Below are 23,712 nucleotides of genomic sequence, written 5' to 3'. Positions count from 1 at the left end.
TACAACAATTACACACTTTTATGTATCGTTTAGAAGAACCAATTTATTTTTACGCCTTAGCAATCATACCTATAATGATTGTTATTTACTTATTGGTTTTATGGTGGAAGAAAAGAACACAAAGTAAATTTTCTAATCCTGAGTTATTAAAGAAAATAGCACCAAATTCATCAGTATTTAAAAACACCCTAAAACTGGTAATGCTAATTTTAGGTATCGCTTTTTTAGTTATTTCATTAGTAAATCCTAAAATGGGATCTAAACTAAAAACTGTTAAAAGAGAAGGTGTAGATGTTGTTTTTGCTTTAGACGTTTCTAAAAGTATGTTAGCAGAAGATATTGCACCTAACAGATTAGAAAAAGCAAAACAGATAATCTCTAAAATTATAGATCAATTAGGCTCAGATAGAGTTGGTGTAATTATTTATGCAGGTAATTCTTATCCGCTTTTACCAATTACTACAGATCATGCAGCAGCAAATATGTTTTTGCAAAATGCAAATCCAGATATGGTTTCTAGCCAAGGAACTGCCATAAATGAAGCTTTAGAATTAGCAAAAACCTATTATAATAATGATGAACAAACCAATCGTTTTTTAATTATTATTTCTGATGGAGAAGACCATCAAGAAGAAACAAAACAAGTGGCACAAAATTTGTCTAATGAAGGTGTAAAGATTTATACAATTGGTGTAGGTACAGAAAAAGGAGGGCCAATTCCTATGCGTGTAAATGGCTCTATGATTGGCTACAAAAAAGACAATAAAGGCGAAACCGTAATTACAAAACGTACACCAGAAGTTTTAGAAGATATTGCTGATGCTGCTAATGGAAGATATATTGATGGTAATATTACTGAAGAACCTGTAAAAAGGATTACAGAAATTATTGCCAATGCTCAAAAAAGTGAATTTGAAACAAAACAGTTTTCTGATTATAAAGATCAATTTCAATGGTTTTTAGCCATTGCTATACTGTTTTTACTCTTAGATGTTTTCTTGTTTGATAAAAAAACAAAATGGGTAAGAAAAGTAGATTTATTTAATGATGAAAAAACAAAAAAATAATTAAAATGAAAATATTTTTAAACATACTCGTTATTTGCTTAATGCTGTTTTCATCAAAAGAAATTACAGCACAAAAAGATTCAATTGCCCAGCAACGTAAGGCAAGAAAAATGGTAAGACAAGGCAATAAATTGTACGAACAAAAACAATTTACAGACGCTTCTGTTGCCTATCAAAAAGCGCTAGGTAATAATGCTAGTTACGATAAAGCAAGCTACAATTTAGGAAATGCTTTATATCAAAATAAAAACTTTAAAGAAGCTGCACCTCAATACGAACTTTCTGCAAAAACTGCCGAGGATAAATCTTCTAAAGCAGAAGCTTACCATAATTTAGGTAATTCTATGATGGAAACCAAAAATTATCAAGCAGCAGTAGATGCTTATAAAAACTCGTTAAGAAACAACCCAAATGATGATGAAACTCGTTATAATTTGGCAGTTGCTCAAAAATTGTTAGACAAACAAAACCAGGATAACAAAGACGATAATAAAGATAACAAAGACAATAAGGACAAAAAAGACAAGGATAATAAGGATAAAGACGACAAAAACAAAGATAAAGATAAGAAGGATGGTGATGATGATAAAGACAAAAAAGATAAAGACGACAAGGATAAAGATGGTAAAGGCGATAAGGATAAAGACAAAAACAAAGATCCTAATAAAGATGATAAAAAAGATCAGCAACAAAAGCCTAAACCACAACAAGGAAAAATGTCTCCTCAACAAATTAAGCAGTTGTTAGAAAGCTTAAACAACGAGGAAAAAAAGACACAAAAGAAAATGAATGCCAAAAAAGCAAAAGGCAAAAAAATAAAACAAGAAAAAGATTGGTAACACCTTTCTTTAATTGTTATTTAAAGAGAAGAAAAATCATACTTTTGAGAATCTGTTATGAATTATAAAAATTATATTAAGAAGCTTTTTTTAAATAAAACTTTCTTCGCTTTTGGTGGAGTTAGAAAGGGCTTTTTACTCTTACTTTTTAGCTTACTAACCTTTTCTTTCTATGCCCAAAACACGGAATTAGAAGTAAATGTTAGTAAAAACAAACTAGGGTTAAACCAACGTTTAAGAATAGAATTTTCTGTAAATAAACAAGGTGCAGACGATTTTACACCACCAAAATTTACCAATTTTAAAGTTATTCAAGGGCCTAGCCACCTTATTAATCAATCATGGGTAAATGGTAAAGTAAGTTTTTCTAAATCGTACACATACATCTTAAAACCCAAAAGAAAAGGAGAACTTATTATTGGCCCAGCAAGCATAAAATACAATGGTGCTACTATTAATTCTAAAATGATGAAAATTATTGTTTTAGACCCAATAGATATACCAGAAAACCCAAATGACCCAGATTACATTGCGCAACAAAATATTCATTTAGTTGCAGAAATATCTAAATCTAGACCTTATGTAGGCGAAGGTATTTATGTAGAATACAGATTGTATGTTAGCGAAAACGTAAGTGTTTACGATACTTCTGTAACAGAAGCACCTCAGTACAATGGTTTTTGGAATCAAGAAATAAAAGTAAATGGTTTTCCTGTAAAAATGGGAAAATACAATGGCGAAGATTATAGATATATTGTACTTCAAAAAGCGCTTTTAATACCTACTAAAACAGGTAAACTCTCATTAGATCCAATGAAAATGGATATTGTAATTGGAGTTCCTACAGGTAGAGCTGATTTTTTTGGAAACGTAATTACAAAAAACATAAGGAAAGAATTTGCATCTGCTAAAAAAATAATAAGCCCTAAAAGTTTACCTCTAGAAGGCAAACCAGAGAATTTTACTGGCGCTGTTGGTCAATTTAATTTTGATGTTTCTTTAAGTAAAGAAGTATTAAAAGCAAATGAATCTTCGCAAATAAAAGTGGCAGTTTCTGGTAAAGGAAACCTTAAATTATTTGAATTACCAACTGTAGAAACACCTACAGAATTAGAAAAATATCAACCAGAAAGAAAAGAAAATGTAAGAATTGCTACAGATGGTTTATCTGGTTCTGTAACTGACACCTATACTGTTGTACCACAATATAAAGGTAAATACAAGTTGCCAAGTGTTGGTTTTTCTTATTTTAATCCTAAGTCTAAAAAATACGAAATAATAAATACAGACGATTTATATGTTGATGTTACAGAAGGCAAAGAACTAGTAACAAGTAACTCTAATTCTGTAAATAAAAAAGCAGTAGTTTCTACAGGTAAAAACTTTAGATACATACAAACACAGAGTGATTTTGTAACCAATGAAACCAAAGATTTTTACAAATCTTACTTGTTTTACATCTTACTTTTATTGCCTTTGTTAATGATTCCTATTGGTATTTTAATAGCCAGAAACAACGAAAAGCGTAATAGTGATGTTGTTGGAATTAAATTAAGAAAAGCAGAAAAATTAGCTAGAAAATATTTATCAGAAGCTCAAAAGCAGTTAGGTAAAAAAGAGGCTTTTTATGAAGCTTTAGAGCGTGCTTTACATAACTATTTAAAAGCAAAGTTAAATATTGAAACGAGTGACATCAGTAAAGAAAATATAACTAAAATTTTAGCAGAAAAAAATATAGATGAAACAACTATTAAGCAATTTATAGATGTTTTAAAAGCTTCTGATTTTGCACGTTATACACCTGTAACAGATACAGAAATGAAGCAAGAGTTTGAAAGAGCTAAACAAGTAATCGTTGAATTAGATAAACAGTTATAAGATGAAAAAAATCTTTTTTTTATTATTGATAATTGCCAATTCTGTGGTTGCTCAAAACACAGAAGAACTTTTTAAAAGCGCAAACGAATTATACAAAAACGAGCAATTAGCAGAAGCTGTTGAATTGTATAAAAAAATAGAAAACCAAGGTTTAGTGTCATCCGAATTATTTTATAATTTAGGAAACGCTTACTATAAACTTAACAAAGTTGGACCATCTATTTATTATTACGAAAAAGCTTTACTTTTAAACCCTTTAAATGAAGATGTACAGAACAATCTAGTTTTTGCAAAACGATTGGCTTTAGATAATATTGAAGAGCTTCCTAAAACTGTATTTCAGAAAATTAACATTAATATATTGCAGAAACTGTCTTACAATCAATGGGCAATAGTTGCAATAGTATTTTCTTTTTTAGGTGGTATTTTCTTTTTGTTCTTCTATTTTGCATCAACTCCATCAAAAAAACGTTTTTATTTTATAACGAGTTCATTGAGTTTTATCTTCTTAATATTTTCTTTTTTTATAACTTACAACCAATATACTTTTGCCAAAAACAATAAAGTAGCAATTATTTTTGCTGAAAAAACAGAGATAAGAAATGCACCCACTTTAAATTCTGAAGAAGTTTTCACTTTACACGAAGGCACAAAAGTTGTGGTTTTAGACGCTATAGATGATTGGAAAAAAATTAAAATAGCAGATGGTAAACTCGGTTGGATTATTGCTGACGAGGTAAAAGACCTCAACTAATTTTGTTCTTTATTTAACAATACATTTTATTTTTCTTACTATCTTGCATAAAAATAAAGGCTATTTCATTGAAATCTTTAATTGTATATTTTTTTACAGCCATTCTTTTAGGCTATCTCATAGTACCATCTCTTATTTCTTTAATAGATGATAGTAAGGAGGTTGCTATATTTATTGATTTAAACGAAGAAGAAGAAAACAAAGAAGAAGCTACCAAAGATTTTGAAATTAAGATAAATACCTCTGAAAACAAACCTACGTTTTCAGAAAAAATTTACTTAAAAAGAAGCAAAACTATTGTTTCTTTTCATAAATATGCTTCTAAATACTTAGAAGTAAATACTCCACCACCAAAACAATTGTTTTAATTTCATAGAACAATTACATCATTATCTTTTTTTTTTAACAAATCTATCTAAATAATAAAATTTAGAAATAATATATTATACAATGTTTAAATATTTAAAAAATGACTTACCTGCAAGTATTGTAGTGTTTTTTGTAGCACTACCTTTATGTTTAGGTATAGCATTAGCAAGTGGAGCCCCATTATTTTCTGGTTTAATTGCTGGAATTATTGGTGGTACTATAGTAGGTGCACTTTCTGGCTCTAAAATTGGCGTTAGTGGACCAGCAGCAGGTTTAGCTGCTATCGTATTTACTGCAATACAAAATTTAGGATACGAAAGTTTTTTAGTTGCTGTAGTTTTAGGTGGAGTAATTCAATTAATTTTTGGTCTTTTAAAAGCTGGAATTATTGGGTATTACTTTCCATCATCAGTGATAAAAGGAATGTTAACAGGTATTGGAATCATTATCATTTTAAAACAAATACCTCACTTTTTTGGTATGGACAAAGATCCTCAAGGAGATTTTGCCTTTTTACAAATAGATGGTGAAAACACCTTAACAGAACTATTAAAAGCAATAAACGCTTTAATTAGTGGTAATGTTAGTATTGGTGCAACAGTTATTGCATTAATATCTATGTTAATATTACTTTTATGGTCTAATGTATTATCTAAAAAAGGAAAGATTTTTCAAATTATACAAGGACCTTTAGTTGCTGTTGCTGTGGGTATAATCTTTTATATTTTTACCAAAGACAGTAATATGAATATTTCTGCAGATCACTTAGTTGCTGTTCCTGTACCAGACGATTTTAACAGCTTTTTAGGTCAATTTAATTTTCCAGATTTCTCTGCAATTACAAACCCTACAATTTGGGTTACAGCCTTTACAATTGCTCTAGTAGCTAGTTTAGAAACTTTATTGTGTGTAGAAGCTACAGATAAATTAGATCCGCATAAAAATGTAACACCAACAAATAGAGAATTATTTGCTCAAGGTACAGGTAATATAATTTCTGGTCTTATTGGTGGTTTGCCAATAACACAAGTAATTGTTAGAAGTTCTGCTAACATACAATCTGGAGGTAGAACAAAATTAGCAGCGATTATTCATGGTCTTTTATTATTAATTTCAGTAATTTTAATTCCAACACTTTTAAATAAAATTCCTCTTTCTGTTTTAGCAGCAATTTTATTTATTGTAGGTTTTAAATTAGCAAAACCAGCATTATTTAAAAAAATGTACGATCTTGGATGGAAACAATTTATACCATTTACAATAACTGTTTTAGGTATTGTTTTTATAGATTTATTATACGGAATTGGTTTAGGTTTATTAGTTGGTATAATTGTTATTTTAATAAAGAGTTACCAAAACTCACACTTTTTACATATTGAAGATAAGAGTAATGGAAAACATAAAATTAAAATGACTCTTGCAGAAGAAGTTACCTTTTTTAACAAAGGTGCTATTTTAAAAGAATTAGATAGTTTACCAAAAGATACTTATCTAGAAATAAACTTAATAGCTACAAGATATTTGGATAATGATATTATAGAAATTTTAGATGATTTTCTTTTTAAAGCAAAAGAAAGAAATATTGATATTAAATTAGTGTCTAAAAGAGGTGTTTTAGAAAACCCAGAAAGCTTTTTTAAGTTTTTTAATGAAAACCCAAAGTCTAATATCAGTTTAAGTTAAAACAAATTACGAATTAAATTAAAAAAACTTATTATGCCACATAGAAATTTAGCCATAACAAAAGAAGTACAAGATCAATTAACACCAATGAAAGTGTTACAAGATTTTATAGAAGGTAATGCTCGTTTTATTAGAGACGAAGTACATACTATAGACCATAAAGCATTAATCTCACAAACTGTAGAGGGGCAACATCCAAAAGCAATTGTACTTTCTTGTATAGATTCTAGAGTACCTGTAGAATTAATTTTCGATCAAACTATTGGAGACGTATTTGTAGCAAGAGTAGCAGGTAATTTCGAAAATACTGATATTTTAGGAAGCATGGAGTATTCTTGTAAAGTTGCAGGAAGCAAATTAGTTTTGGTTTTAGGTCATGAAAGTTGTGGAGCTGTAAAAGCAGCTTGCGATCATGTAGAACTAGGAAATATAACTTCTTTGTTAGACAATATTCAACCTGCAGTAAAACTATCAGAATCTCAAATTAAAGGAAAGCATGATTCTTCTAATTCTGATTTTGTAAACAAAACAATAGAAAACAATGTTAGTTTAACAATAGACAGAATAAGAGAAAAAAGCCCTATTCTTAAAGAAATGGAAGAAAATGGTGAAATTAAAATTATAGGTGGTGTTTATCACTTAAGTAGTGGAAAAGTTACTTTACTATAAATTTAATTTACAGTATAAAAAAGGCTTGCAATAATTGCAAGCCTTTTTTAGTATAGAAACTTATTTTATAAACTTTAAAGACGGATTATCGTCATCTAAAATTGCAGGAAACAAAGTAGGTACAATAGATTTTACAGGATGGTAAAGTACAGAACTATCTAACATTTCTTTATCTACAAATGGTATTGTTTTATTAAATTTATCGAACAACAAAAAAATAACACTTAGCAATAAAGACCATTTCAAAGCACCAAAAATTGCTCCTAAAATTTTATTTAATAATCCTAGAGCAGTAATATCTGCTAACTTAGTAAGCAATTTACCCACAAAAATTATTGCCAATACTACAAACAGAAAAGTAACTGCAAAGGCTACAATTTTATTAGTTTGATGAGACCATTCTAAAACAGAATCATTCAATTCATATTCTACATAATAAGAAAAGTGTATAGCACAAAACACACCAGCTACAATAGCAACTAAAGATGCAATTGAAGAAAAAAGACCTGTCATAAAACCTCTTACAGCAGCAAAAATTAATATTACAGCAATTACAATGTCTATTACATTCATTCTAAATAATTTGTGTAAATCTACATCTAATTTTTACAAATTAAAAATGCAGATTGTATCTTTACACTTTAAATATTTATATGTCTAAAGAGAGTAATTTAAAAGAAAAATGGTCGTTTTTGGTTAATAAATTAACTACAGATTTTTCTGAAGGTGATGAGTTAAATGTAGATGGAATTATCTATTTAATTGGTGTTCAAGAATTAGGGCAAGGTCATAGAGCGTTTAAGAAAGACGAAAAAATGAATCTGATGCACATTGCCATTTGTAAATTATTAGAACCTTATGGTTATTATGAATTCGATTATTTTGATGATGATGGCTGGCCACATTATAAAACACTTACAGAATTACCTAATTTAAAACCTGGCGAACAAACTGTATTAATGAAAGAAGCTATTGTAACTTATTTTGAAAGTTTAGAATATTTTAGTTAGCCAAAATCCAATATTAAATTTATTGAAAAAAAGAACTCTAAGAAATTGACAGAATTACAAAAATATATTACTTCTTATTTTGGGATTACAAATCAGTATATGGATAATATAACATCCTTATTCAAAGAAAGTGAACTAAAAAAAGGAGAATATTTTATAAAATCTGGTCATTATTGTGAAAAACTGAGTTTTGTTCAAAGTGGTTTTATTAGAGTTTATGCCAATGCAAACAATAAAGAGATTACTCAATGGATTTCAACAAAAGGATATTTTATAACAGATTTGTACAGTTTTAATTTTAAACAACGTGCAAAATGGAATATTCAAGCTTTAACAGATTGTAAACTTTACACAATAGAAAAAGAAAATTATAAGCTTTTGAATAAGTTAGTACCTAATTGGCCAGAAATGGAAAAACAATTTATTGCTAGCTGTTTTGTTCAATTAGAAGATAGGGTATTTAGTCATTTATCTCTTAATTCAGAAGAACGTTATAACAAGCTTTTCGAGAATCATAAAGAACTTTTTAATCACGTTCCATTACAATATATTGCATCAATGCTAGGAATGTCTCCTGAAACTTTTAGTCGAATTAGAAATAAAAAAAATTCTTGATTTTTATCAAGAGTAATAATTTAATTTGACACGAACTTTGCCTGATAAATAAATTCTTATGGCAAAACAAATAAAAACTTCGATAACAATAAATGCAAATAAAGAGAAAATCTGGAAAATACTTACAGATTTTGAGAATTACCACGAATGGAATTCCTTTATTACATCAGTTACTGGAAAAGTAAAAGTTGGTGAACAAATTAAAATAAAACTACAAGGATTAAGTTTTAAACCTGTTGTATTAATATTTAATAAAAATACAGAATTAAAATGGCTTGGTTACCTTTGGTTTAAAGGTCTTTTTGATGGCGAACATAAATTTAAACTAATTGATAATAAAAACGGAACTACAACTTTTGAGCAAAGTGAAAATTTTACAGGGATATTGGTTAATTTGTTTTCAAAAAATTTAGAAAAAACAAAAAAGGATTTTGAACAAATGAATAAAGAGTTAAAAATTCGTTCAGAAAAACTTTAAAATGAAAATAAATAAAGAAAATTGTGGGTAATAAATTACTTCAGAATATCAAACATAAACAAAAGTTATATAATTGGTTTTAACTTATAAATACAATTAATATACTATAGATTAAGTAACACTCAATTTACGAACCATAACAGAGAATATTTTAGGCAAAAAACGTTTTACATAAACACCTAATTTCTCTTTTGCACCAGCAATATAAACTTCCTCTTTTTTATTTTTAATAGCTTTTACCATAAGTTTTGCAAAACGTTCTGGCTGAATTCCGTTTTCTGTAGCAACATCCATTTTTTTTTGAGGAGTTCCATTTCCTGTTAATGCATTTTTAGAAACATTGGTATTTACAAAACCTGGGCAAACCAAGGTTACATTAATTTTATTTTGATGTTGTTCTGCTCGTAAACTATCAAAAAAACCGTGTAAAGCATGTTTACTAGCAGCATAACTAGAACGTAAAGGAGTTCCTATTTTACCAACAATACTTGTAGTTACAACAAAATGACCCTTTTTATTTTTGATAAAATGTGGTAAAATAGCTTTTGTTAAAGCCACAGTTCCTAAAAAATTAATATCCATTATACGTTTATCAACTTCTATATTTGTTTCTGAGATTAAAGAACGCTGACTAATACCTCCATTATTTACTAGAATATCAACCTTACCAAAAGCAGCAATAGCTTCATCAGCTTTTAGCTGTAAATTAGAATAATCTTCTAAATCTAGAATAACAATTTTTACGTCCTCTTTATTTTTACATTGATTTTTTACCAATTCTAAACCTTCTTTTTTTCTAGATGATAAAATCAGTTTTGCATTTTGGTTAGACAATTCAATAGCTAATGCTTTTCCTATTCCTGAGGAAGCACCAGTTATCCAGATAATTTTATCATTAAAAGACATAATCGTTTAATTTAACGTTACAATATACCCATTTTAATAGAGAAACTGTATTTTTGGTACACTTCTTGAAAAAGTGTTTATAGACAAAAATTGAATAAAATGACAAAAAAAATACTATTCCTGTTACTTTTAATTTCTTCAATTACATTTGGGCAACATATTGTAAAAGGTACAATGAGTCCGAAAATAAAAACAGATTGGCTTATTTTATACAAATTAGAAGGCACAAAACAAGTTTTTGTAAATAACACTACAATTAAAACAGATTCAGTTTTAATTGGCGGTAAAAAAGAAGTTGTTAGTAGCTTTCAAATTAGATTACCTTCTTCTGCAAAACCAGGTGCTTATAGAGCAACTTATAACTTAGAAGGTGCAGGTTTTATAGACTTTTTTTACAATAAAGAAAATGTTTCTTTTATTTTTAATCCTGAGTATCCACAGCAATCTGTTGTTTTTTCTGAATCTTCAGAAAACATTTTTTATGCCAATTATTTAAATGATATTACAGCTGCACAACAAAAATTAGATTCTACTCAAGTTGCGGTTTTACAAGACCCAAGTTTAGACTTAAAAGATTCTTATAAGCAAGCTTATAAAAATGTAGATTCTATTCAAAATAAATATGTTGAAGATGCTAAAGACATGTTTATTGCGCCATTTATAAAAGCGAGTTCTAGAAATAATCCTTCAGAAATTTTAACCTCAGTTACTGCTTATTTAGATAACATTAAAGGCACTTATTTTAACAAACTAGATTTTTCTAATAAGGCTTTGGTAAATTCATCATTTTTAACCAACAGAATTTTAGATTATATATTTTACATCAATTATTCAGAAGATTTACAGCAACAACAAATCTTACATAAAAATGCTATAGAAACAATACTTTCTAAAATTAAAAGTGAGTCTTATAAAAGAGATATTATAGAATTTTTAATAGAACAGTTCGAATCTGCAAAAAATTTAGACATAATAGATTATTTATTTGAAAGCCAATACAACAAACTATCTCCAAGTTTACAAGACGCAAAATTTAAAGAAGAAAAACAAGCTTTATTTGCTGCAGAAGTTGGCAGAATTGCTCCAGATTTTTCTTGGACAGAAAATGGCAAGAAATTTAAACTATCAACTTTAAACGATGCTGAATCTTATGTTTTGGTTTTTTGGAGCACAAGTTGTTCTCATTGTTTAAGAGAAATTCCTGAATTATATACTTATATGAAAACCAAACCTAATCTAAAAGTAATTGCTTTTGCCTTAGAAAAAGACACTTTTGTTTGGGATAATTATCAAAAAAGTAATTTAAGAGGTTGGCATAATGTTTTAGGTTTAAACAAATGGGAAAATGAAACCGCACAAACTTATCAAGTTTTTTCTACGCCTTCTTATTTTGTTCTAGATAAGAACAAAAAGATTATTGCAAAACCTAATGAAATTAACGATGTTAAAGAGTTTTTAAAAGATAAATAATTTAAAATTTGGCAAAAAAATATTATCTCTATAAAGCTTTTGATACGTATAGAGATGATATTTCTCTTAATCTTAATAAAACAAATTACACAATAATTACAATTTTTAGCATTTAGAAATGTAAAAAAGCGTCTTCTAAATGCTCTATTTTTGTTTCTTTTTTATTGGTGATAATTGCAATAATATCAAAACGAACTTCTATATCTAAATCTCTTTCTACAACATAATTATCGATTGCAGAAATTAATAGTTTTATTTTCTTCGGATTTACAAACTCTTCTGGGTTTCCAAAATAAGCAGATGTTCTAGTTTTTACTTCAATAGCTGCTAAAATGTCGCCTTTTTGAGCAATAACATCAACCTCAGCTTTTAAATATCTGTAATTTTTTTCTAAGATTTTATAATCGTTTTTAATTAAAAAATCGATGGCTAATTGTTCTCCTTTTTTACCAAGTTCATTGTGCTCTGCCATTTTAATCAGTTATTTAAACTTTAAAACTGTCTGATTTCCATCAACATTTATTTGAGCATTTCTACCAAAAATTAAAGCTCTATTGTCTGCATTATGACCAGCAGGAAAATTAAAAATAACTGGAATATCTTCTGGAATAGCTTCTAAGATTAATTGCTCAATAGAACTCCCCCATTTTGTAGAATTCTTTTTAATTAAAGACATATCACCAACAACAACTGCATTTACTTTGGTAAAATAACGAGCGCGTTTTAAACTTTGCAACATTCTGTCTATTGAATATTTGTACTCGCCAATTTCTTCGATAAATAAAATTTTATTTTCTGTGTTTAACTGACTTTCAGAACCCAACATCGAAGTTAAAATTGCCAAATTACCACCAATAATTTGTCCTTCAATTACTTTAGATGATAAAACTCTATTCTCTTTTGATGTTGGAAAAGTATAAGAAATTTCATCACCAAAAATTGCCTTTTTAAAAGTTGCAATGGTTTGTTTAATTTCTTGAGGTTTTTCTTCTAAACTAGTTGCCATCATTGCGTGTAAAGATTCAACACCTAAATTATGAATGTGGTTGTGAAATGCAGTAATATCAGAATAACCAATAATCCATTTTGGGTATTGTTTAAAGGTTGTAAAATCTAATTTATCTAAAATTCTTACAGAACCATAACCACCTCTTGCAGCCCAAATTGCTTTAATGTTTTTATTATCTAAAGCCTCTTGAAAATCTTGACAACGTTCATCATCTGTACCAGAAAAATGATTCCCTTGATTAAACATATTTTTACCCAAAACCACTTTTAAACCCCAACTTTCTGCTAACTTTTTAGCTTGTAAAACCACAGCTTTTCTACCTGGTTTTAAAATACCTGCAGGCGCAACAATCGCAATTGTATCCCCCGTTTTTAAATAAGGTGGAGTTGCTAATTTTTCTTGAGCAATTGTTGATGAGAAAACCATCAACAATAATAAAAACACAATACTATTTTTCATTATCATAAATTTTATGCCAACCTAAACCAAAACTTAAACCCAAGCCAACATATGATTTTTTAGCAATATTTGCATATAATTTTAACCCCATAGAACGTGCAAATCCTGTGGGTTTTCCAACAGGAATTAACCCATAAAAAACGCCAAATCTCTCTTTCTTATTTTTAAACCAATTTAATCCTATTTCTAAAGGAAAACCTACATAAGATTCTTTTAGTATAAGTTCCTCATCAAAGATAAAGGTTCTATCTTTTTCTTGATATACGTTATAAGAAATTCCTCCAGAAAAATGATACGAAAAACCGTCTTCTATAAATCTTTTACCATACAAAAAAGCATACTCTTCTAAAGTTTTACTTATACCAGAAATAGGCACAATAATTCTATAATCTACCTCTCTATCATCAAATGTTGCAAAAGCTCTAAAAGAGTATAAATTATTTTTATTTTGATATTGCAAAGTACCACCAACTCCAAGACCTTTAACATACCCATTAGTATATCCTAAAAAAAAATCAGCAAAAACAATGGGATTCTTTTTTACCTTAATAGAATCTTGTTTTTCTTGTGAATTTATTGGTGAGAACATCAACAATAGAAACATAATAAGAAGAGATTTCATTTTCAAAATAAGCAATTTTTTTATTTAAGTAAATGTATTAATTTCAATTCAATTTAAAAATTGCTTTTTCGTACTTTTGCACTTCAAAAATAAGTACTTAAAATTAAGAAATATAGGATGAATACTCCAAAAAGATATACAATTACAGCAGCTTTACCTTATACAAATGGGCCAATTCATATTGGTCATTTAGCAGGTGTGTATGTACCTGCAGATATTTATGCACGTTATTTGCGTTTAACTGGCAAAGATGTTGCGTACATCTGTGGTTCTGACGAGCATGGAGTTGCTATACCAATGAGAGCTAAAAAAGAAGGTGTTTCTCCTCAAGATATTATTGATAAATACCACACAATAATTAAAAAATCGTTTGCGGATTTTGGTATTTCTTTTGATAATTATTCTAGAACATCATCTAAAATTCATCATGAAACTGCCTCAGAGTTTTTTACAAAAATGTATAATGATGGTGAGTTTGTAGAAGAAGTTACAGCACAATTGTACGATGCTGAAGCCAATCAGTTCTTAGCAGATCGTTTTGTAATTGGTACTTGCCCAAAATGTGGTTTCGAAGAAAGTTATGGAGACCAATGTGAAAACTGTGGTACAAGCCATAATGCAACAGATTTAATCAACCCAAAATCTGCAATTACTGGTAATGTACCAACTGTAAAAGAGACTAAACACTGGTTTTTACCTTTAGACAAACACGAAGATTTTTTAAGAAAATGGATTTTAGAAGGGCATAAAAATGATTGGAAACCTAACGTTTACGGACAAGTAAAATCTTGGGTAGAAGATGGTTTAAGACCAAGAGCTGTAACAAGAGATTTAGATTGGGGAATTCCTGTACCAGTAGAAGGTGCAGAAGGAAAAGTACTCTATGTTTGGTTTGATGCACCTATTGGTTACATTTCATCTACCAAAGAATGGGCTGCAAGAGAAGGAAAAAACTGGGAAGATTATTGGAAAAAAGATGATACAAAATTGGTACATTTTATAGGGAAAGACAATATTGTTTTTCACTGTATTATTTTTCCAAGTATGTTAAAAGCACATGGAGATTATATTTTACCTGATAATGTACCTGCTAACGAGTTTTTGAATTTAGAAGGTAATAAATTATCAACTTCTAAAAATTGGGCAGTTTGGTTGCATGAGTATTTAGAAGAATTTCCAGATCAGCAAGATGTTTTACGTTATACTTTAACTGCAAATGCACCAGAAAGTAAAGACAACGATTTTACTTGGAAAGATTTCCAAACTAAAAATAATAGTGAATTGGTTGCCATTTTCGGTAATTTCATTAACAGAGTTGTGGTTTTAACCAACAAATATTATCAAGGAATTGTACCAACTCCAAACGATTTTACAGAAGTAGATGAAGATGTTTTAGCTGCTGTAAAAGAGTTTCCAAATGTAATTGGAAAATCTATTGAAAGATACAGATTTAGAGAAGCTAGCCAAGAATTAATGAATTTAGCAAGACTTGGAAACAAGTATTTAGCAGATGAAGAACCTTGGAAAGTGATAAAAGTTGATGCTGAACGTGTACAAACAATTATGTACGTTGCTTTGCAAATTTCTGCAGCTTTAGCTATTGTTTCTGAGCCATTTTTACCATTTACATCAACAAAATTAAAAGGAATTTTAAATCTTGATGAAAATGTTTCTTGGGAAAATGTAACTGAAGAAGATGTTTTAATTCCTGCGAATCATCAAATAAATAAAGCTGAATTATTATTCTCTAAAATTGAAGACAAAACAATTGAAATTCAATTAGAAAAATTAGAAGCTACAAAATTGGCTAATGAACAAGAAAATAAAGTAGTAGAACCACAAAAAGAAACTATTGAGTTTGATGATTTTACAAAATTAGATATTAGAATTGGAACCATTTTAGAAGCAGAAAAGGTTGCTAAAACTAAAAAGCTTTTAAAATTAAAAGTTGATGTTGGTATAGATACAAGAACTATTGTTTCTGGTATTGCAGAAAGCTTTTCTCCTGAAGCCATTATTGGTCAACAGGTTTCTGTTTTAGTGAATTTAGCACCAAGAAAAATTAGAGGTGTAGAAAGCCAAGGAATGATTTTAATGACAGATACTCCTGATGGAAAACTAGCATTTGTTGAGCCTGAAAAAGCTGTTAAAAATGGGCAGGCTGTTAGTTAGAAAATAAATTTTATACTTTTTTGATGATGATTTTCTTGTTATAATTTTAGCAAGAAAATCATTGTGAAAATTGATTTTATATTTGTAATTAAAATTCTTTATGCTAAAAATAGCATACCATCCTATTTACAATCATCCTTTAAAAGAAGGGCATCGTTTTCCTATGGAAAAATACGATTTGCTACCTCAACAATTATTGTATGAAGGAACTTGCAAACCAGAAAACTTTTTTGAACCTGAAATACCAAATAACAAACATTTTTTTACAGTACACGAACCCGAATATTTTTTTGATTTATTAAACATTACCTTAAATCAAAAAGCGGCTAGAAAAATCGGTTTTCCTTTATCAGAAGTACTCATAGAACGCGAAATGATAATAGCTAATGGCACAATGAAAGCTTCTGAATTTGCAATAAAAAATGGAATTGCTATGAATATTGCTGGTGGTACACATCATGCATTTTCGAACAGAGGTGAAGCTTTTTGTTTGTTAAACGACCAAGCAATTGGCGCAAAATACCTTCAAAATAAAGGTTTAATAGATAAAATCTTGATTGTTGATTTAGATGTACATCAAGGAAATGGAACTGCAGAAATCTTTAGAAATGACACTTCTGTTTTCACCTTTTCTATGCATGGAAAAGGCAATTATCCTTTTGAAAAAGAAAAATCTGATTTAGATATTGCTTTAGAAAATGATACAAAAGATGGTATTTATTTATCGATATTAAAAGACACTTTACCAAAACTAATCCAACAAGAAAAACCAGATTTTATCTATTATTTATGTGGTGTAGATATTTTAGAATCTGATAAACTAGGTAAATTATCTTTAACTATTAAAGGTTGTGAAGAAAGAGATCGTTTTGTTTTACAAACCTGTTTCGACTTAAAAACACCTGTAATGTGCTCTATGGGTGGTGGTTACTCAAAAGACATTAATATAATTGTTGATGCACATTCTAATACTTTTAGACTGGCTCAAGAAATTTTCTTTTAACGATTACTTTTTTCAAATTAAAGAGTTTATACTTCAATTTAACGAAAATAGAAAATTCAAAATCAACTATCCAACTATATTTGTACGCCTAACAAAGAAACAATATTGCTTCCCCCAAAGTAATTCAATTAAAATTGTCAAAGTTTAATTATTTTGGCAATTTTATATTTTAAATCAAAAACTACTTTTTACCCTAAAATAGTACTCTTTTTTAATTCTTTTATAAAAGGTTGGCTATATAAACGTTTACCTAAAGCATTATGAATAGCATTTGCAACTGCACCACCTGCAGGTGGTAAACCTGGTTCTCCTAAACCTGTTGGCGATAAATTATTTTGCACAAAATGAACTTCAACTTTTGGTGTTTCTTGCATCCTTATCAACCTATATTTATCGAAGTTTTTATATTCTGGTTTGCCATCTTTAAAAGAAAAATCAGAAAACATTGCATGGCCAATTCCGTCTAAGACACCACCTTCTACTTGATTTTTTGCACCTGTTGGGTTTACTAAAATTCCACAATCTACTGCAGCAGTAACTTTTTTAATAACTGGTAAACCTTCTTGTAAAACAATTTCTGCAATTTCTGCAACATGAGTATTATGACTATAATAAGCTGAAAAACCTTGGTAAACTCCTTCTTCTCTTTTACCCCAATTCCCTTTTTCTTTTACTAGTTTAATAGTGTCTTCCATTCTTTGACCAGAATATTGAATTTTATTATCTGTAGTATTTTTTACATTTTGTAATAATTCTAATAATAATTCTGGATGATCTTTACCCATTTCTTGTGCTAACTCACTAAAAAAGCTTTGCTCTGCATAGGCTAAAAAATTTGTATAAGGAGCTCTCCAAGCACCTGTTGTAATGTTACTTTTATAATTTGCAGTTTCTACTTTGTAATTTGGTATACAACCTGCAGGAAAAAAGTTAGGAATTAAACCATACATATTTCCATTAATGGCAGCTTCTTTTAAATGATAAGCAGTTACTTTACCATCTTTTACAGCTGCTTTTATTCTATATTTAATTGCTGGCCTATAAACACCAGTTGTCATATCATCTTCTCTGGTAGATACTAATTTTACAGGTTTTTTAATAGCATTAGATATTTCTGCAGCTTCATAAACAAAATCGCCATACAAACGTCTACCAAAACCACCTCCCATTCTTGTCATTTCTACATGAATATTTTCTTTATCTACACCAAACATATCTGCAACAACACCTTCTGCAGCTTCTGGTGTTTGTACTGGCCCTGCTAAATGAACCTTTTCAGATGTAACATCAGCATAAAAATTCATTGGCTCCATACAATTATGAGGTAAAAATGGGGAGTGATAGATTTTCTCAACTATTTTATCTGCTTTAGCAAAAGCACTTTTAATATTACCATCTTCTCTTCTTGTATTTAATTTATTGCCATCTAAAATTTTAGTCAAAATTTTATCATGCTTTTCTGTACTTTCAACTTCAGAATCTGTTTTCCATTTTGCAGAAAGTGCTTTTTTACCTTTTATGGCAGCCCAAGTATTTTTTGCAATTACAACAACTTTATCAGATTCAGACATTTGAAAAGTCCAACTATTTTTACCTGAATTATTAAACTCTCTAACTTTATCACCTATTGTTATAACATCTATTACACCTGTTACTTGTTTTGCTTTTTCTGCATCAAAAGAAACCAATTTTTGACCAAATGCTGGTGGTCTTAAAACAGAAGCAATCATCATATTTTCTGTTTTATAATCTAAGCCAAACAAAGGTTTACCAGTTATAATTTTATGAATATCTACGTTTATGGCATCTTTACCAATTATGGTATAATCTTTTGTTTCTTTTAGTTTTACATTTTCTGGCACTTCTAATAAAGCTGCTTCTTTTACAACATCTCCATAAGTTAATTGTGCTCCTTTTGCATTGGTAATTACTCCTTTTGATGTTTTTAATGATGCTGCATCTACATTCCATTTTATAGCAGCAGCATTAATTAACATTTGCTTTGCTGTTGCACCTGTTTGTCTTAAAGCATCCCAACCAAAACGAATGGATTGACTACCCCCTGCAAGTTGTCTGCTAAAATTTTTAGTATCTAGAGCGCCTTGTGTTACGTTTACTTTACTCCAATCAGCATCTAATTCTTCTGCAATAATCATTGGCATAGCCGTTTTTACACCTTGCCCAATTTCTGGATTTGGAGAAAAAATAGTTACATAACCTTCATCAGAAATTTTAATAAAAGCATTAAAATCATTAAAATTAAGGTTATTAATATCTACAGGCATTTTGGCTTCTGGCTTACATGCTGTTAAAAAATTAAAACCTATTAATAAACCTCCACTTGCTAAAGCTGATGTTTTTAAAAAATTTCTTCTACTAAAATTTGTATTCAATTGAGATTTCATTTTTTTCAGATTTAGATGGTTTATGATAATTTATCAGCAGCCACTTTTACTGCTTTTTCAATTCTATTATAAGATGCACATCTACAAATGTTACCATGCATTGCTTCTCTAATTTCTTCTGAAGAAGGGTTTTTATTTTCGCTTAAAAATGCACTTGCTGTCATTATTTGCCCAGCTTGACAATAACCACATTGTGGAACATCAATCTCTGCCCAAGCTTCTTGTACAGGGTGTTTACCATCATCAGACAAACCTTCTATTGTAGTGATTTTTACATCTTCTAAAATAGAAACCTGCATTTGGCAACTTCTTGTTGCAATGCCATCTATATGTACAGTACATGCACCACATTGTGCAATACCACAACCAAATTTTGTACCTACCAAATTAAGTTCGTCTCTTAAAACCCAAAGTAAAGGTGTGTCTTCATCAGCTGTTACAGAACGTTGTTTTCCGTTAATATGTAGCTTATAATTTGGCATAGAAAGTGATTTTTTTAAATTGATGTTGTAAGTTACTAAAAATTATTTTTTGAATATGATACTAAAGTTAAATCAAAAAAAATTAAGATGTTTTTAACAAATTATTGCTGCAAACCGAAGCTTTTAAAACAACGAAATACAACTTATAAGAATTTATTACAATGATTTTTATCAGATTAAAAAAGAAAAAAACAGATTAATTTTAAACTATTAAAACAACAGCTTATTAGTTTTTAAGCAGTATTAAAGTTTATTATTATGATGAAACCAGCAAAAAATACAATTATCTCTTTTTATGAAAACTTAGGTAAATTATTTTATGCTATTGCAGCAGCAGATAATGTAGTTGAAGAGATTGAATTTAAGGCATTAAAGAAAATTGTAAAAAATAAATGGACAAAAATTGATGCTGTAAATGATGATTATCATTCTGATGCAGCCTATCAAATAGAAACTGTTTTTGATTGGTTAAATAATGAAGGTTTTTTTGATTCTAATTCTTGTTATCAAGAATTTTTAGATTTTAAAAATGAGCATCCTTCTTTATTTACTGAGAGTATTAAAAGTTTAATTTTAAAAACTGCTCTTAAAATTGCCAATTCTGTAACTTATTTTGATGAATCTGAATTGTTAATGGTAATTAAACTTGAATTAGAATTAGAAAAAGTGAGTTAAAAAAAAGCCTTGATGTTACTATCAAGGCTTTTTTGAAAAGATTAATTACTACCTAACATTAACAGCTCATTCACTAAAACTTCTGTGATATATCTTTTTTCGCCTTGTTTAGTTTCATAAGATCTATTTGTTAATTTACCTTCTATAGCTATTTCTTTTCCTTTTGTTACATAGTTTTCTACAACTTTTACTAAACCTCCTTTTACAACCAAATTGTGCCAATAAGAGCGTTCTACTTTATTACCAGATTTATCTTTGTAACTATCATCTGTAGCTAAAGAGAATTTTGCAATTTTATTACCATCTTGAAAAGTAATTATTTCTGGGTCTTGACCTAGTCTACCAATTAACTGTACTTTGTTTCTTAACGTATTCATAAGATAAGTTTTAAATTGTGTCGAATTTCATTAGTTCCATTCAACACTGCAAAGGTGCAATAGATCACAAATTTTATTCGGTTACAAAGCAATTACTTTCGGTTGTAAACGATTGTAGTCGTTTAAAAATGATTATAAGTATTATCATATGCATATAGCTTAAAAAAATCTCAGTAAAAATGGAGAATTTATAGAAACATATGTTTAGTTAGAGGTTACAAATGAACGTAAAGCAATAGAAATCGTTAGTATATGTAAAAAGTTAGTTTTTTAAAAGCTGTCTTTTCTCATAAAATCAAAATTAAATATCCGTAGTTTTGTATTTAAATTAAAGCACATTAGCTCTAACAACAATGCCAACCAAAAACAAATACCTAAAACGAATTTTACTTTGGAGATATAAAAATATCTCAGAGCGTAGGTTTGTATATATCTTAAGTATTTTAGTTGGCTTTTTAGCTGGTTTGGGTACAGTAACTTTAAAAAATTTAACGCATTATATTCAACTGCTTTTATCTATAGATTTTTTTAAAAGTTACAAAAGTTCACTGTATTTTATTTTTCCAATTATTGGTTTATTTATAGTTGCCATCATCAAAAAAACTTGGCTTAAAAAACATATTGGCCATGGAATTTCTACAACACTATATGCCATTTCTAAAAGAAAAGGAATTATACCAAAATATAACATTTTTGCCTCTTTAATAACTGCACCTATTACAGTAGGTTTTGGGGGTTCTGTAGGTTTGCAAGGCCCTGCAGTTAGTGCTGGTACAGCTTTAGCTTCTTATACTTCTAGGCTGTTTCATATGAACACCAAAACAAGAATGTTGTTAATTGGTTGTGCAACTGCTGGTGCTATGTCTTCTATGTTTAAAGCCCCAATTGCAGGCATTGTTTTTGCTTTAGAGGTTTTTAGTTTAGATATTGCTTTTGTTTCTTTAGTGCCTTTGTTATTAGCTTCTGTTTCTGCAATTATAACATCATATTTCTTTTTAGGTTCTGATGTTTTATTAGGTTTTGAGCTAAATGATGAATTTGATATTAGTGAAATAGGTTTTTATGCTATTTTCGGAATTTTTACAGGCATTATTTCTGTGTATTTCTCTAAAGTATATTTTCTAATTAGAAAGTTTTTTTATCAGTTTGATAATCGTTTTAAAAGATTAATTATTGGTAGTTTAATTATCGGTTTTATTTTATTTCTGATGCCTTCTTTATATGGTGAGGGTTATGGTTTAATCAATAATTTATTAAAAGGCAATCACATTGCTGCTATTGGTAACACACCTTTTTCTTTTGATGAAAGCAATATTTGGATTGTTATAATTCTATTATTACTAATTACTTTTTTTAAGGCAATAGCCATGAGTACCACTTTTGCAGCTGGTGGAGTTGGCGGAATTTTTATACCCACTTTGGTTATGGGAAGTGCGCTTGGAAATGCCTTTGCTAAGATCATAAATAATATGGGTTTAGGTTTTCAAGTTTCTGAAGCCAATTTTACCTTAATTGGTATGACAGGTTTAATGGCTGGAGTTTTACATGCGCCTTTAACAGCCATATTTTTAATTGCAGAAATTACTGGTGGTTATGATTTGTTTGTTCCCTTAATGTTAGTTGCAGCCATCTCTTTTGCCTTTACCAAATACTTTATCTCTAATTCAATTTACACTTACAAATTAGCACAAAGAGGAGAACTCATTACACATAACAAAGACAAAAATGTAATGATGATGATGCAAATTGACGACCTAATTGAAACCAATTTTAAAAAGGTATATCCAGATATGTTATTGGGTGATATGCTAAAAAAAGCGGTTGCAAAATCTACACGAAATCTTTTTCCGGTGATAAACGAAGAAAATCAGTTTTTAGGAATTGTTTTAATGGACGATATTAGACCCATTATGTTCGATAAAGAAATGTACACTACAACAACTGTGCAAACCTTTATGAAAGCAGCTCCAGAAATTATTCATCATACAGATTCTGTAGAAAAAGTAATGAAAAAGTTTAAAGTTAGTGGTGCTTGGAATTTGCCTGTAATTAAAGGCAATACTTATGTTGGATTTATTTCTAAATCGAAATTATTAACTGCTTACAGAAATAAATTGGTTGAAGTTACAGGATAAAAAAACTTATGAAAAAGAATAATTTCTCATTAAAATTTAGTGAAAAATCTAATGCTGAATTAGAAAACATCTTAGAAAACAAATACAAATATACAGATGCAGCAATCCAAGCAGTAATTTGGGAACTCGAAAAAAGAGAAATAATCTCTGAAAACGCTGGTGCTATCAACGAAGCAGTTGTTGATCAAAAGTCACAAGAAAATATTGTAGTAGCAAAAGAAGAAAACATTAGAACTGATAGTGTTTTTGATGAATTTGAACTACCTGTTTTGTATTCTAAAAATGCAATAAAAGGGTTTTCGATATTTTTTAGTGTAATATTTGGTGCAGTTTTAATGATGTACAATTTAAAACTAATGGATAAACCAAAGGCAAGAATTCAAGTGCTTATTTTTGGAATTCTTTACACAATTGCAATCTACATTATTGTAAACACTATACACATACAATTCTTTTTGTCTTTAACTTTAAATCTTTTTGGAGCTTCTATTTTAACAGGTTTATTTTGGAATAAAAACTTAAACAAAGATTTGAATTATAAATCAAAAAGTATTACAAAACCTTTAATTATCTCTTTAATAATTACAAGTTTTATCATTTTATTAGCCTTCTTACCCTTAATTTTAGAAGAATAA

24 protein-coding genes are annotated in these 23,712 nt (G+C 28.9%); 16 read left to right on the top strand and 8 right to left on the bottom strand.

Annotated elements, in window-relative coordinates; all coding sequences use genetic code 11:
* Window positions 1–20 precede the first annotated feature (20 nt).
* The 7 genes from ACJJVK_RS05910 (at window position 21) to ACJJVK_RS05880 (ending at window position 7,259) form a co-directional block, all read left to right on the top strand.
* Window positions 21–1,067: a vWA domain-containing protein gene (locus ACJJVK_RS05910; RefSeq protein ID WP_405564132.1), complete on the top strand. Its 1,047-nt coding sequence runs from the start codon at window positions 21–23 to the stop codon at window positions 1,065–1,067.
* A gap of 5 nt (window positions 1,068–1,072) precedes the next feature.
* Entirely contained in the window at window positions 1,073–1,906 is an 834-nt protein-coding gene (locus tag ACJJVK_RS05905; protein WP_405564130.1) for a tetratricopeptide repeat protein, read from the top strand.
* Between the two features lie 57 nt (window positions 1,907–1,963).
* A complete protein-coding gene (locus tag ACJJVK_RS05900; RefSeq protein WP_405564128.1) occupies window positions 1,964–3,784 on the top strand; it encodes a BatD family protein in 1,821 nt (606 codons plus the stop codon).
* Window position 3,785: 1 nt separating this feature from the next.
* Window positions 3,786–4,538 (top strand): tetratricopeptide repeat protein, encoded by a 753-nt coding sequence (locus tag ACJJVK_RS05895; protein WP_405564125.1) that lies wholly within the window; start codon window positions 3,786–3,788, stop codon window positions 4,536–4,538.
* A gap of 68 nt (window positions 4,539–4,606) precedes the next feature.
* The gene (locus ACJJVK_RS05890) at window positions 4,607–4,906 is read left to right on the top strand and encodes a hypothetical protein (RefSeq protein WP_405564123.1); all 300 of its coding nucleotides are present in this window, start codon (window positions 4,607–4,609) and stop codon (window positions 4,904–4,906) included.
* Window positions 4,907–4,988: 82 nt separating this feature from the next.
* A complete protein-coding gene (locus ACJJVK_RS05885) occupies window positions 4,989–6,590 on the top strand; it encodes a SulP family inorganic anion transporter (RefSeq protein WP_215994613.1) in 1,602 nt (533 codons plus the stop codon).
* A 33-nt stretch (window positions 6,591–6,623) separates the two neighbouring features.
* Entirely contained in the window at window positions 6,624–7,259 is a 636-nt protein-coding gene (locus tag ACJJVK_RS05880) for a carbonic anhydrase family protein (RefSeq protein ID WP_215994612.1), read from the top strand.
* Between the two features lie 60 nt (window positions 7,260–7,319).
* Here ACJJVK_RS05880 and ACJJVK_RS05875 read toward each other — a convergent pair whose 3' ends face one another.
* The gene (locus tag ACJJVK_RS05875) at window positions 7,320–7,832 is read right to left on the bottom strand and encodes a CvpA family protein (RefSeq protein ID WP_215994611.1); all 513 of its coding nucleotides are present in this window, start codon (window positions 7,830–7,832) and stop codon (window positions 7,320–7,322) included.
* An 80-nt stretch (window positions 7,833–7,912) separates the two neighbouring features.
* On the opposite strand from ACJJVK_RS05875, the gene ACJJVK_RS05870 reads away from it, so the two are divergent.
* The 3 genes from ACJJVK_RS05870 to ACJJVK_RS05860 are packed head-to-tail and all read left to right on the top strand — an operon-like array spanning window position 7,913 to window position 9,362.
* Window positions 7,913–8,269 (top strand): hypothetical protein, encoded by a 357-nt coding sequence (locus ACJJVK_RS05870; protein ID WP_215994610.1) that lies wholly within the window; start codon window positions 7,913–7,915, stop codon window positions 8,267–8,269.
* A gap of 45 nt (window positions 8,270–8,314) precedes the next feature.
* The gene (locus ACJJVK_RS05865; RefSeq protein WP_405564119.1) at window positions 8,315–8,884 is read left to right on the top strand and encodes a Crp/Fnr family transcriptional regulator; all 570 of its coding nucleotides are present in this window, start codon (window positions 8,315–8,317) and stop codon (window positions 8,882–8,884) included.
* A 58-nt stretch (window positions 8,885–8,942) separates the two neighbouring features.
* Window positions 8,943–9,362 (top strand): SRPBCC family protein, encoded by a 420-nt coding sequence (locus ACJJVK_RS05860; protein ID WP_405564116.1) that lies wholly within the window; start codon window positions 8,943–8,945, stop codon window positions 9,360–9,362.
* Between the two features lie 111 nt (window positions 9,363–9,473).
* Here ACJJVK_RS05860 and ACJJVK_RS05855 read toward each other — a convergent pair whose 3' ends face one another.
* Window positions 9,474–10,268: an SDR family oxidoreductase gene (locus ACJJVK_RS05855; RefSeq protein WP_405564114.1), complete on the bottom strand. Its 795-nt coding sequence runs from the start codon at window positions 10,266–10,268 to the stop codon at window positions 9,474–9,476.
* Window positions 10,269–10,367: 99 nt separating this feature from the next.
* On the opposite strand from ACJJVK_RS05855, the gene ACJJVK_RS05850 reads away from it, so the two are divergent.
* A complete protein-coding gene (locus ACJJVK_RS05850) occupies window positions 10,368–11,738 on the top strand; it encodes a TlpA family protein disulfide reductase (RefSeq protein ID WP_405564111.1) in 1,371 nt (456 codons plus the stop codon).
* 112 nt (window positions 11,739–11,850) lie between these two features.
* Here the strand turns inward: ACJJVK_RS05850 and ACJJVK_RS05845 are convergent, their stop codons facing one another.
* From ACJJVK_RS05845 to ACJJVK_RS05835, 3 genes are read right to left on the bottom strand one after another with little or no spacing between them, the layout of a single operon-like run.
* On the bottom strand, window positions 11,851–12,210 hold the full coding sequence (locus tag ACJJVK_RS05845; protein WP_405564109.1) for a YraN family protein: 360 nt from the start codon (window positions 12,208–12,210) through the stop codon (window positions 11,851–11,853).
* 9 nt (window positions 12,211–12,219) lie between these two features.
* Entirely contained in the window at window positions 12,220–13,206 is a 987-nt protein-coding gene (locus ACJJVK_RS05840) for an LD-carboxypeptidase (protein ID WP_405564107.1), read from the bottom strand.
* Window positions 13,196–13,828 (bottom strand): hypothetical protein, encoded by a 633-nt coding sequence (locus ACJJVK_RS05835; protein ID WP_405564104.1) that lies wholly within the window; start codon window positions 13,826–13,828, stop codon window positions 13,196–13,198. The genes ACJJVK_RS05840 and ACJJVK_RS05835 overlap by 11 nt, the downstream gene beginning before the upstream one ends.
* 117 nt (window positions 13,829–13,945) lie before the next feature.
* On the opposite strand from ACJJVK_RS05835, the gene metG reads away from it, so the two are divergent.
* Window positions 13,946–16,000, top strand: coding sequence for a methionine--tRNA ligase (gene metG, locus ACJJVK_RS05830; RefSeq protein WP_405564103.1), 2,055 nt, complete (start codon window positions 13,946–13,948; stop codon window positions 15,998–16,000).
* Between the two features lie 100 nt (window positions 16,001–16,100).
* Window positions 16,101–17,003, top strand: a complete 903-nt coding sequence (locus ACJJVK_RS05825) for a histone deacetylase (protein WP_405564101.1) — start codon at window positions 16,101–16,103, stop codon at window positions 17,001–17,003.
* Between the two features lie 188 nt (window positions 17,004–17,191).
* Here the strand turns inward: ACJJVK_RS05825 and ACJJVK_RS05820 are convergent, their stop codons facing one another.
* Both ACJJVK_RS05820 and ACJJVK_RS05815 read right to left on the bottom strand, forming a co-directional pair.
* On the bottom strand, window positions 17,192–19,408 hold the full coding sequence (locus tag ACJJVK_RS05820; protein ID WP_405564098.1) for a molybdopterin cofactor-binding domain-containing protein: 2,217 nt from the start codon (window positions 19,406–19,408) through the stop codon (window positions 17,192–17,194).
* 20 nt (window positions 19,409–19,428) lie between these two features.
* On the bottom strand, window positions 19,429–19,890 hold the full coding sequence (locus ACJJVK_RS05815) for a (2Fe-2S)-binding protein (RefSeq protein WP_405564096.1): 462 nt from the start codon (window positions 19,888–19,890) through the stop codon (window positions 19,429–19,431).
* A gap of 258 nt (window positions 19,891–20,148) precedes the next feature.
* On the opposite strand from ACJJVK_RS05815, the gene ACJJVK_RS05810 reads away from it, so the two are divergent.
* The gene (locus ACJJVK_RS05810; RefSeq protein ID WP_405564093.1) at window positions 20,149–20,565 is read left to right on the top strand and encodes a hypothetical protein; all 417 of its coding nucleotides are present in this window, start codon (window positions 20,149–20,151) and stop codon (window positions 20,563–20,565) included.
* Between the two features lie 41 nt (window positions 20,566–20,606).
* Here ACJJVK_RS05810 and ACJJVK_RS05805 read toward each other — a convergent pair whose 3' ends face one another.
* Complete coding sequence (locus ACJJVK_RS05805) at window positions 20,607–20,942, bottom strand: single-stranded DNA-binding protein (RefSeq protein WP_215994599.1); 336 nt, start codon at window positions 20,940–20,942, stop codon at window positions 20,607–20,609.
* Window positions 20,943–21,295: 353 nt separating this feature from the next.
* On the opposite strand from ACJJVK_RS05805, the gene ACJJVK_RS05800 reads away from it, so the two are divergent.
* Together ACJJVK_RS05800 and ACJJVK_RS05795 are read left to right on the top strand one after the other, a co-directional pair.
* On the top strand, window positions 21,296–23,077 hold the full coding sequence (locus ACJJVK_RS05800) for a chloride channel protein (RefSeq protein WP_405564091.1): 1,782 nt from the start codon (window positions 21,296–21,298) through the stop codon (window positions 23,075–23,077).
* 8 nt (window positions 23,078–23,085) lie between these two features.
* Window positions 23,086–23,712 carry a hypothetical protein gene (locus ACJJVK_RS05795; protein WP_405564089.1) on the top strand — a complete coding sequence of 209 codons (627 nt, stop codon included), beginning with the start codon at window positions 23,086–23,088 and terminating at the stop codon, window positions 23,710–23,712.

The sequence above is a fragment of the Polaribacter sp. Asnod6-C07 genome, from assembly GCF_045063625.1.
GTDB classification, from domain to species: Bacteria; Bacteroidota; Bacteroidia; order Flavobacteriales; family Flavobacteriaceae; genus Polaribacter; species Polaribacter vadi_A.
This window is presented reverse-complemented; position numbering and strand designations above follow the sequence as displayed.

Excerpts from the sequence above, each read along its gene's own strand:
- ACJJVK_RS05845 (WP_405564109.1), bottom strand. The coding sequence starts at position 12,210 with ATGGCAGAGCACAATGAACTTGGTAAAAAAGGAGAACAATTAGCCATC.
- ACJJVK_RS05910 (WP_405564132.1), top strand. The coding sequence starts at position 21 with ATGTATCGTTTAGAAGAACCAATTTATTTTTACGCCTTAGCAATCATA.
- ACJJVK_RS05880 (WP_215994612.1), top strand. The coding sequence starts at position 6,624 with ATGCCACATAGAAATTTAGCCATAACAAAAGAAGTACAAGATCAATTA.
- ACJJVK_RS05860 (WP_405564116.1), top strand. The coding sequence starts at position 8,943 with ATGGCAAAACAAATAAAAACTTCGATAACAATAAATGCAAATAAAGAG.
- ACJJVK_RS05805 (WP_215994599.1), bottom strand. The coding sequence starts at position 20,942 with ATGAATACGTTAAGAAACAAAGTACAGTTAATTGGTAGACTAGGTCAA.
- ACJJVK_RS05875 (WP_215994611.1), bottom strand. The coding sequence starts at position 7,832 with ATGAATGTAATAGACATTGTAATTGCTGTAATATTAATTTTTGCTGCT.
- ACJJVK_RS05800 (WP_405564091.1), top strand. The coding sequence starts at position 21,296 with ATGCCAACCAAAAACAAATACCTAAAACGAATTTTACTTTGGAGATAT.
- ACJJVK_RS05825 (WP_405564101.1), top strand. The coding sequence starts at position 16,101 with ATGCTAAAAATAGCATACCATCCTATTTACAATCATCCTTTAAAAGAA.
- ACJJVK_RS05835 (WP_405564104.1), bottom strand. The coding sequence starts at position 13,828 with ATGAAATCTCTTCTTATTATGTTTCTATTGTTGATGTTCTCACCAATA.
- ACJJVK_RS05900 (WP_405564128.1), top strand. The coding sequence starts at position 1,964 with ATGAATTATAAAAATTATATTAAGAAGCTTTTTTTAAATAAAACTTTC.
- ACJJVK_RS05905 (WP_405564130.1), top strand. The coding sequence starts at position 1,073 with ATGAAAATATTTTTAAACATACTCGTTATTTGCTTAATGCTGTTTTCA.
- ACJJVK_RS05820 (WP_405564098.1), bottom strand. The coding sequence starts at position 19,408 with ATGAAATCTCAATTGAATACAAATTTTAGTAGAAGAAATTTTTTAAAA.
- ACJJVK_RS05895 (WP_405564125.1), top strand. The coding sequence starts at position 3,786 with ATGAAAAAAATCTTTTTTTTATTATTGATAATTGCCAATTCTGTGGTT.
- metG (WP_405564103.1), top strand. The coding sequence starts at position 13,946 with ATGAATACTCCAAAAAGATATACAATTACAGCAGCTTTACCTTATACA.
- ACJJVK_RS05850 (WP_405564111.1), top strand. The coding sequence starts at position 10,368 with ATGACAAAAAAAATACTATTCCTGTTACTTTTAATTTCTTCAATTACA.
- ACJJVK_RS05795 (WP_405564089.1), top strand. The coding sequence starts at position 23,086 with ATGAAAAAGAATAATTTCTCATTAAAATTTAGTGAAAAATCTAATGCT.
- ACJJVK_RS05855 (WP_405564114.1), bottom strand. The coding sequence starts at position 10,268 with ATGTCTTTTAATGATAAAATTATCTGGATAACTGGTGCTTCCTCAGGA.
- ACJJVK_RS05885 (WP_215994613.1), top strand. The coding sequence starts at position 4,989 with ATGTTTAAATATTTAAAAAATGACTTACCTGCAAGTATTGTAGTGTTT.
- ACJJVK_RS05840 (WP_405564107.1), bottom strand. The coding sequence starts at position 13,206 with ATGAAAAATAGTATTGTGTTTTTATTATTGTTGATGGTTTTCTCATCA.
- ACJJVK_RS05810 (WP_405564093.1), top strand. The coding sequence starts at position 20,149 with ATGATGAAACCAGCAAAAAATACAATTATCTCTTTTTATGAAAACTTA.
- ACJJVK_RS05815 (WP_405564096.1), bottom strand. The coding sequence starts at position 19,890 with ATGCCAAATTATAAGCTACATATTAACGGAAAACAACGTTCTGTAACA.
- ACJJVK_RS05870 (WP_215994610.1), top strand. The coding sequence starts at position 7,913 with ATGTCTAAAGAGAGTAATTTAAAAGAAAAATGGTCGTTTTTGGTTAAT.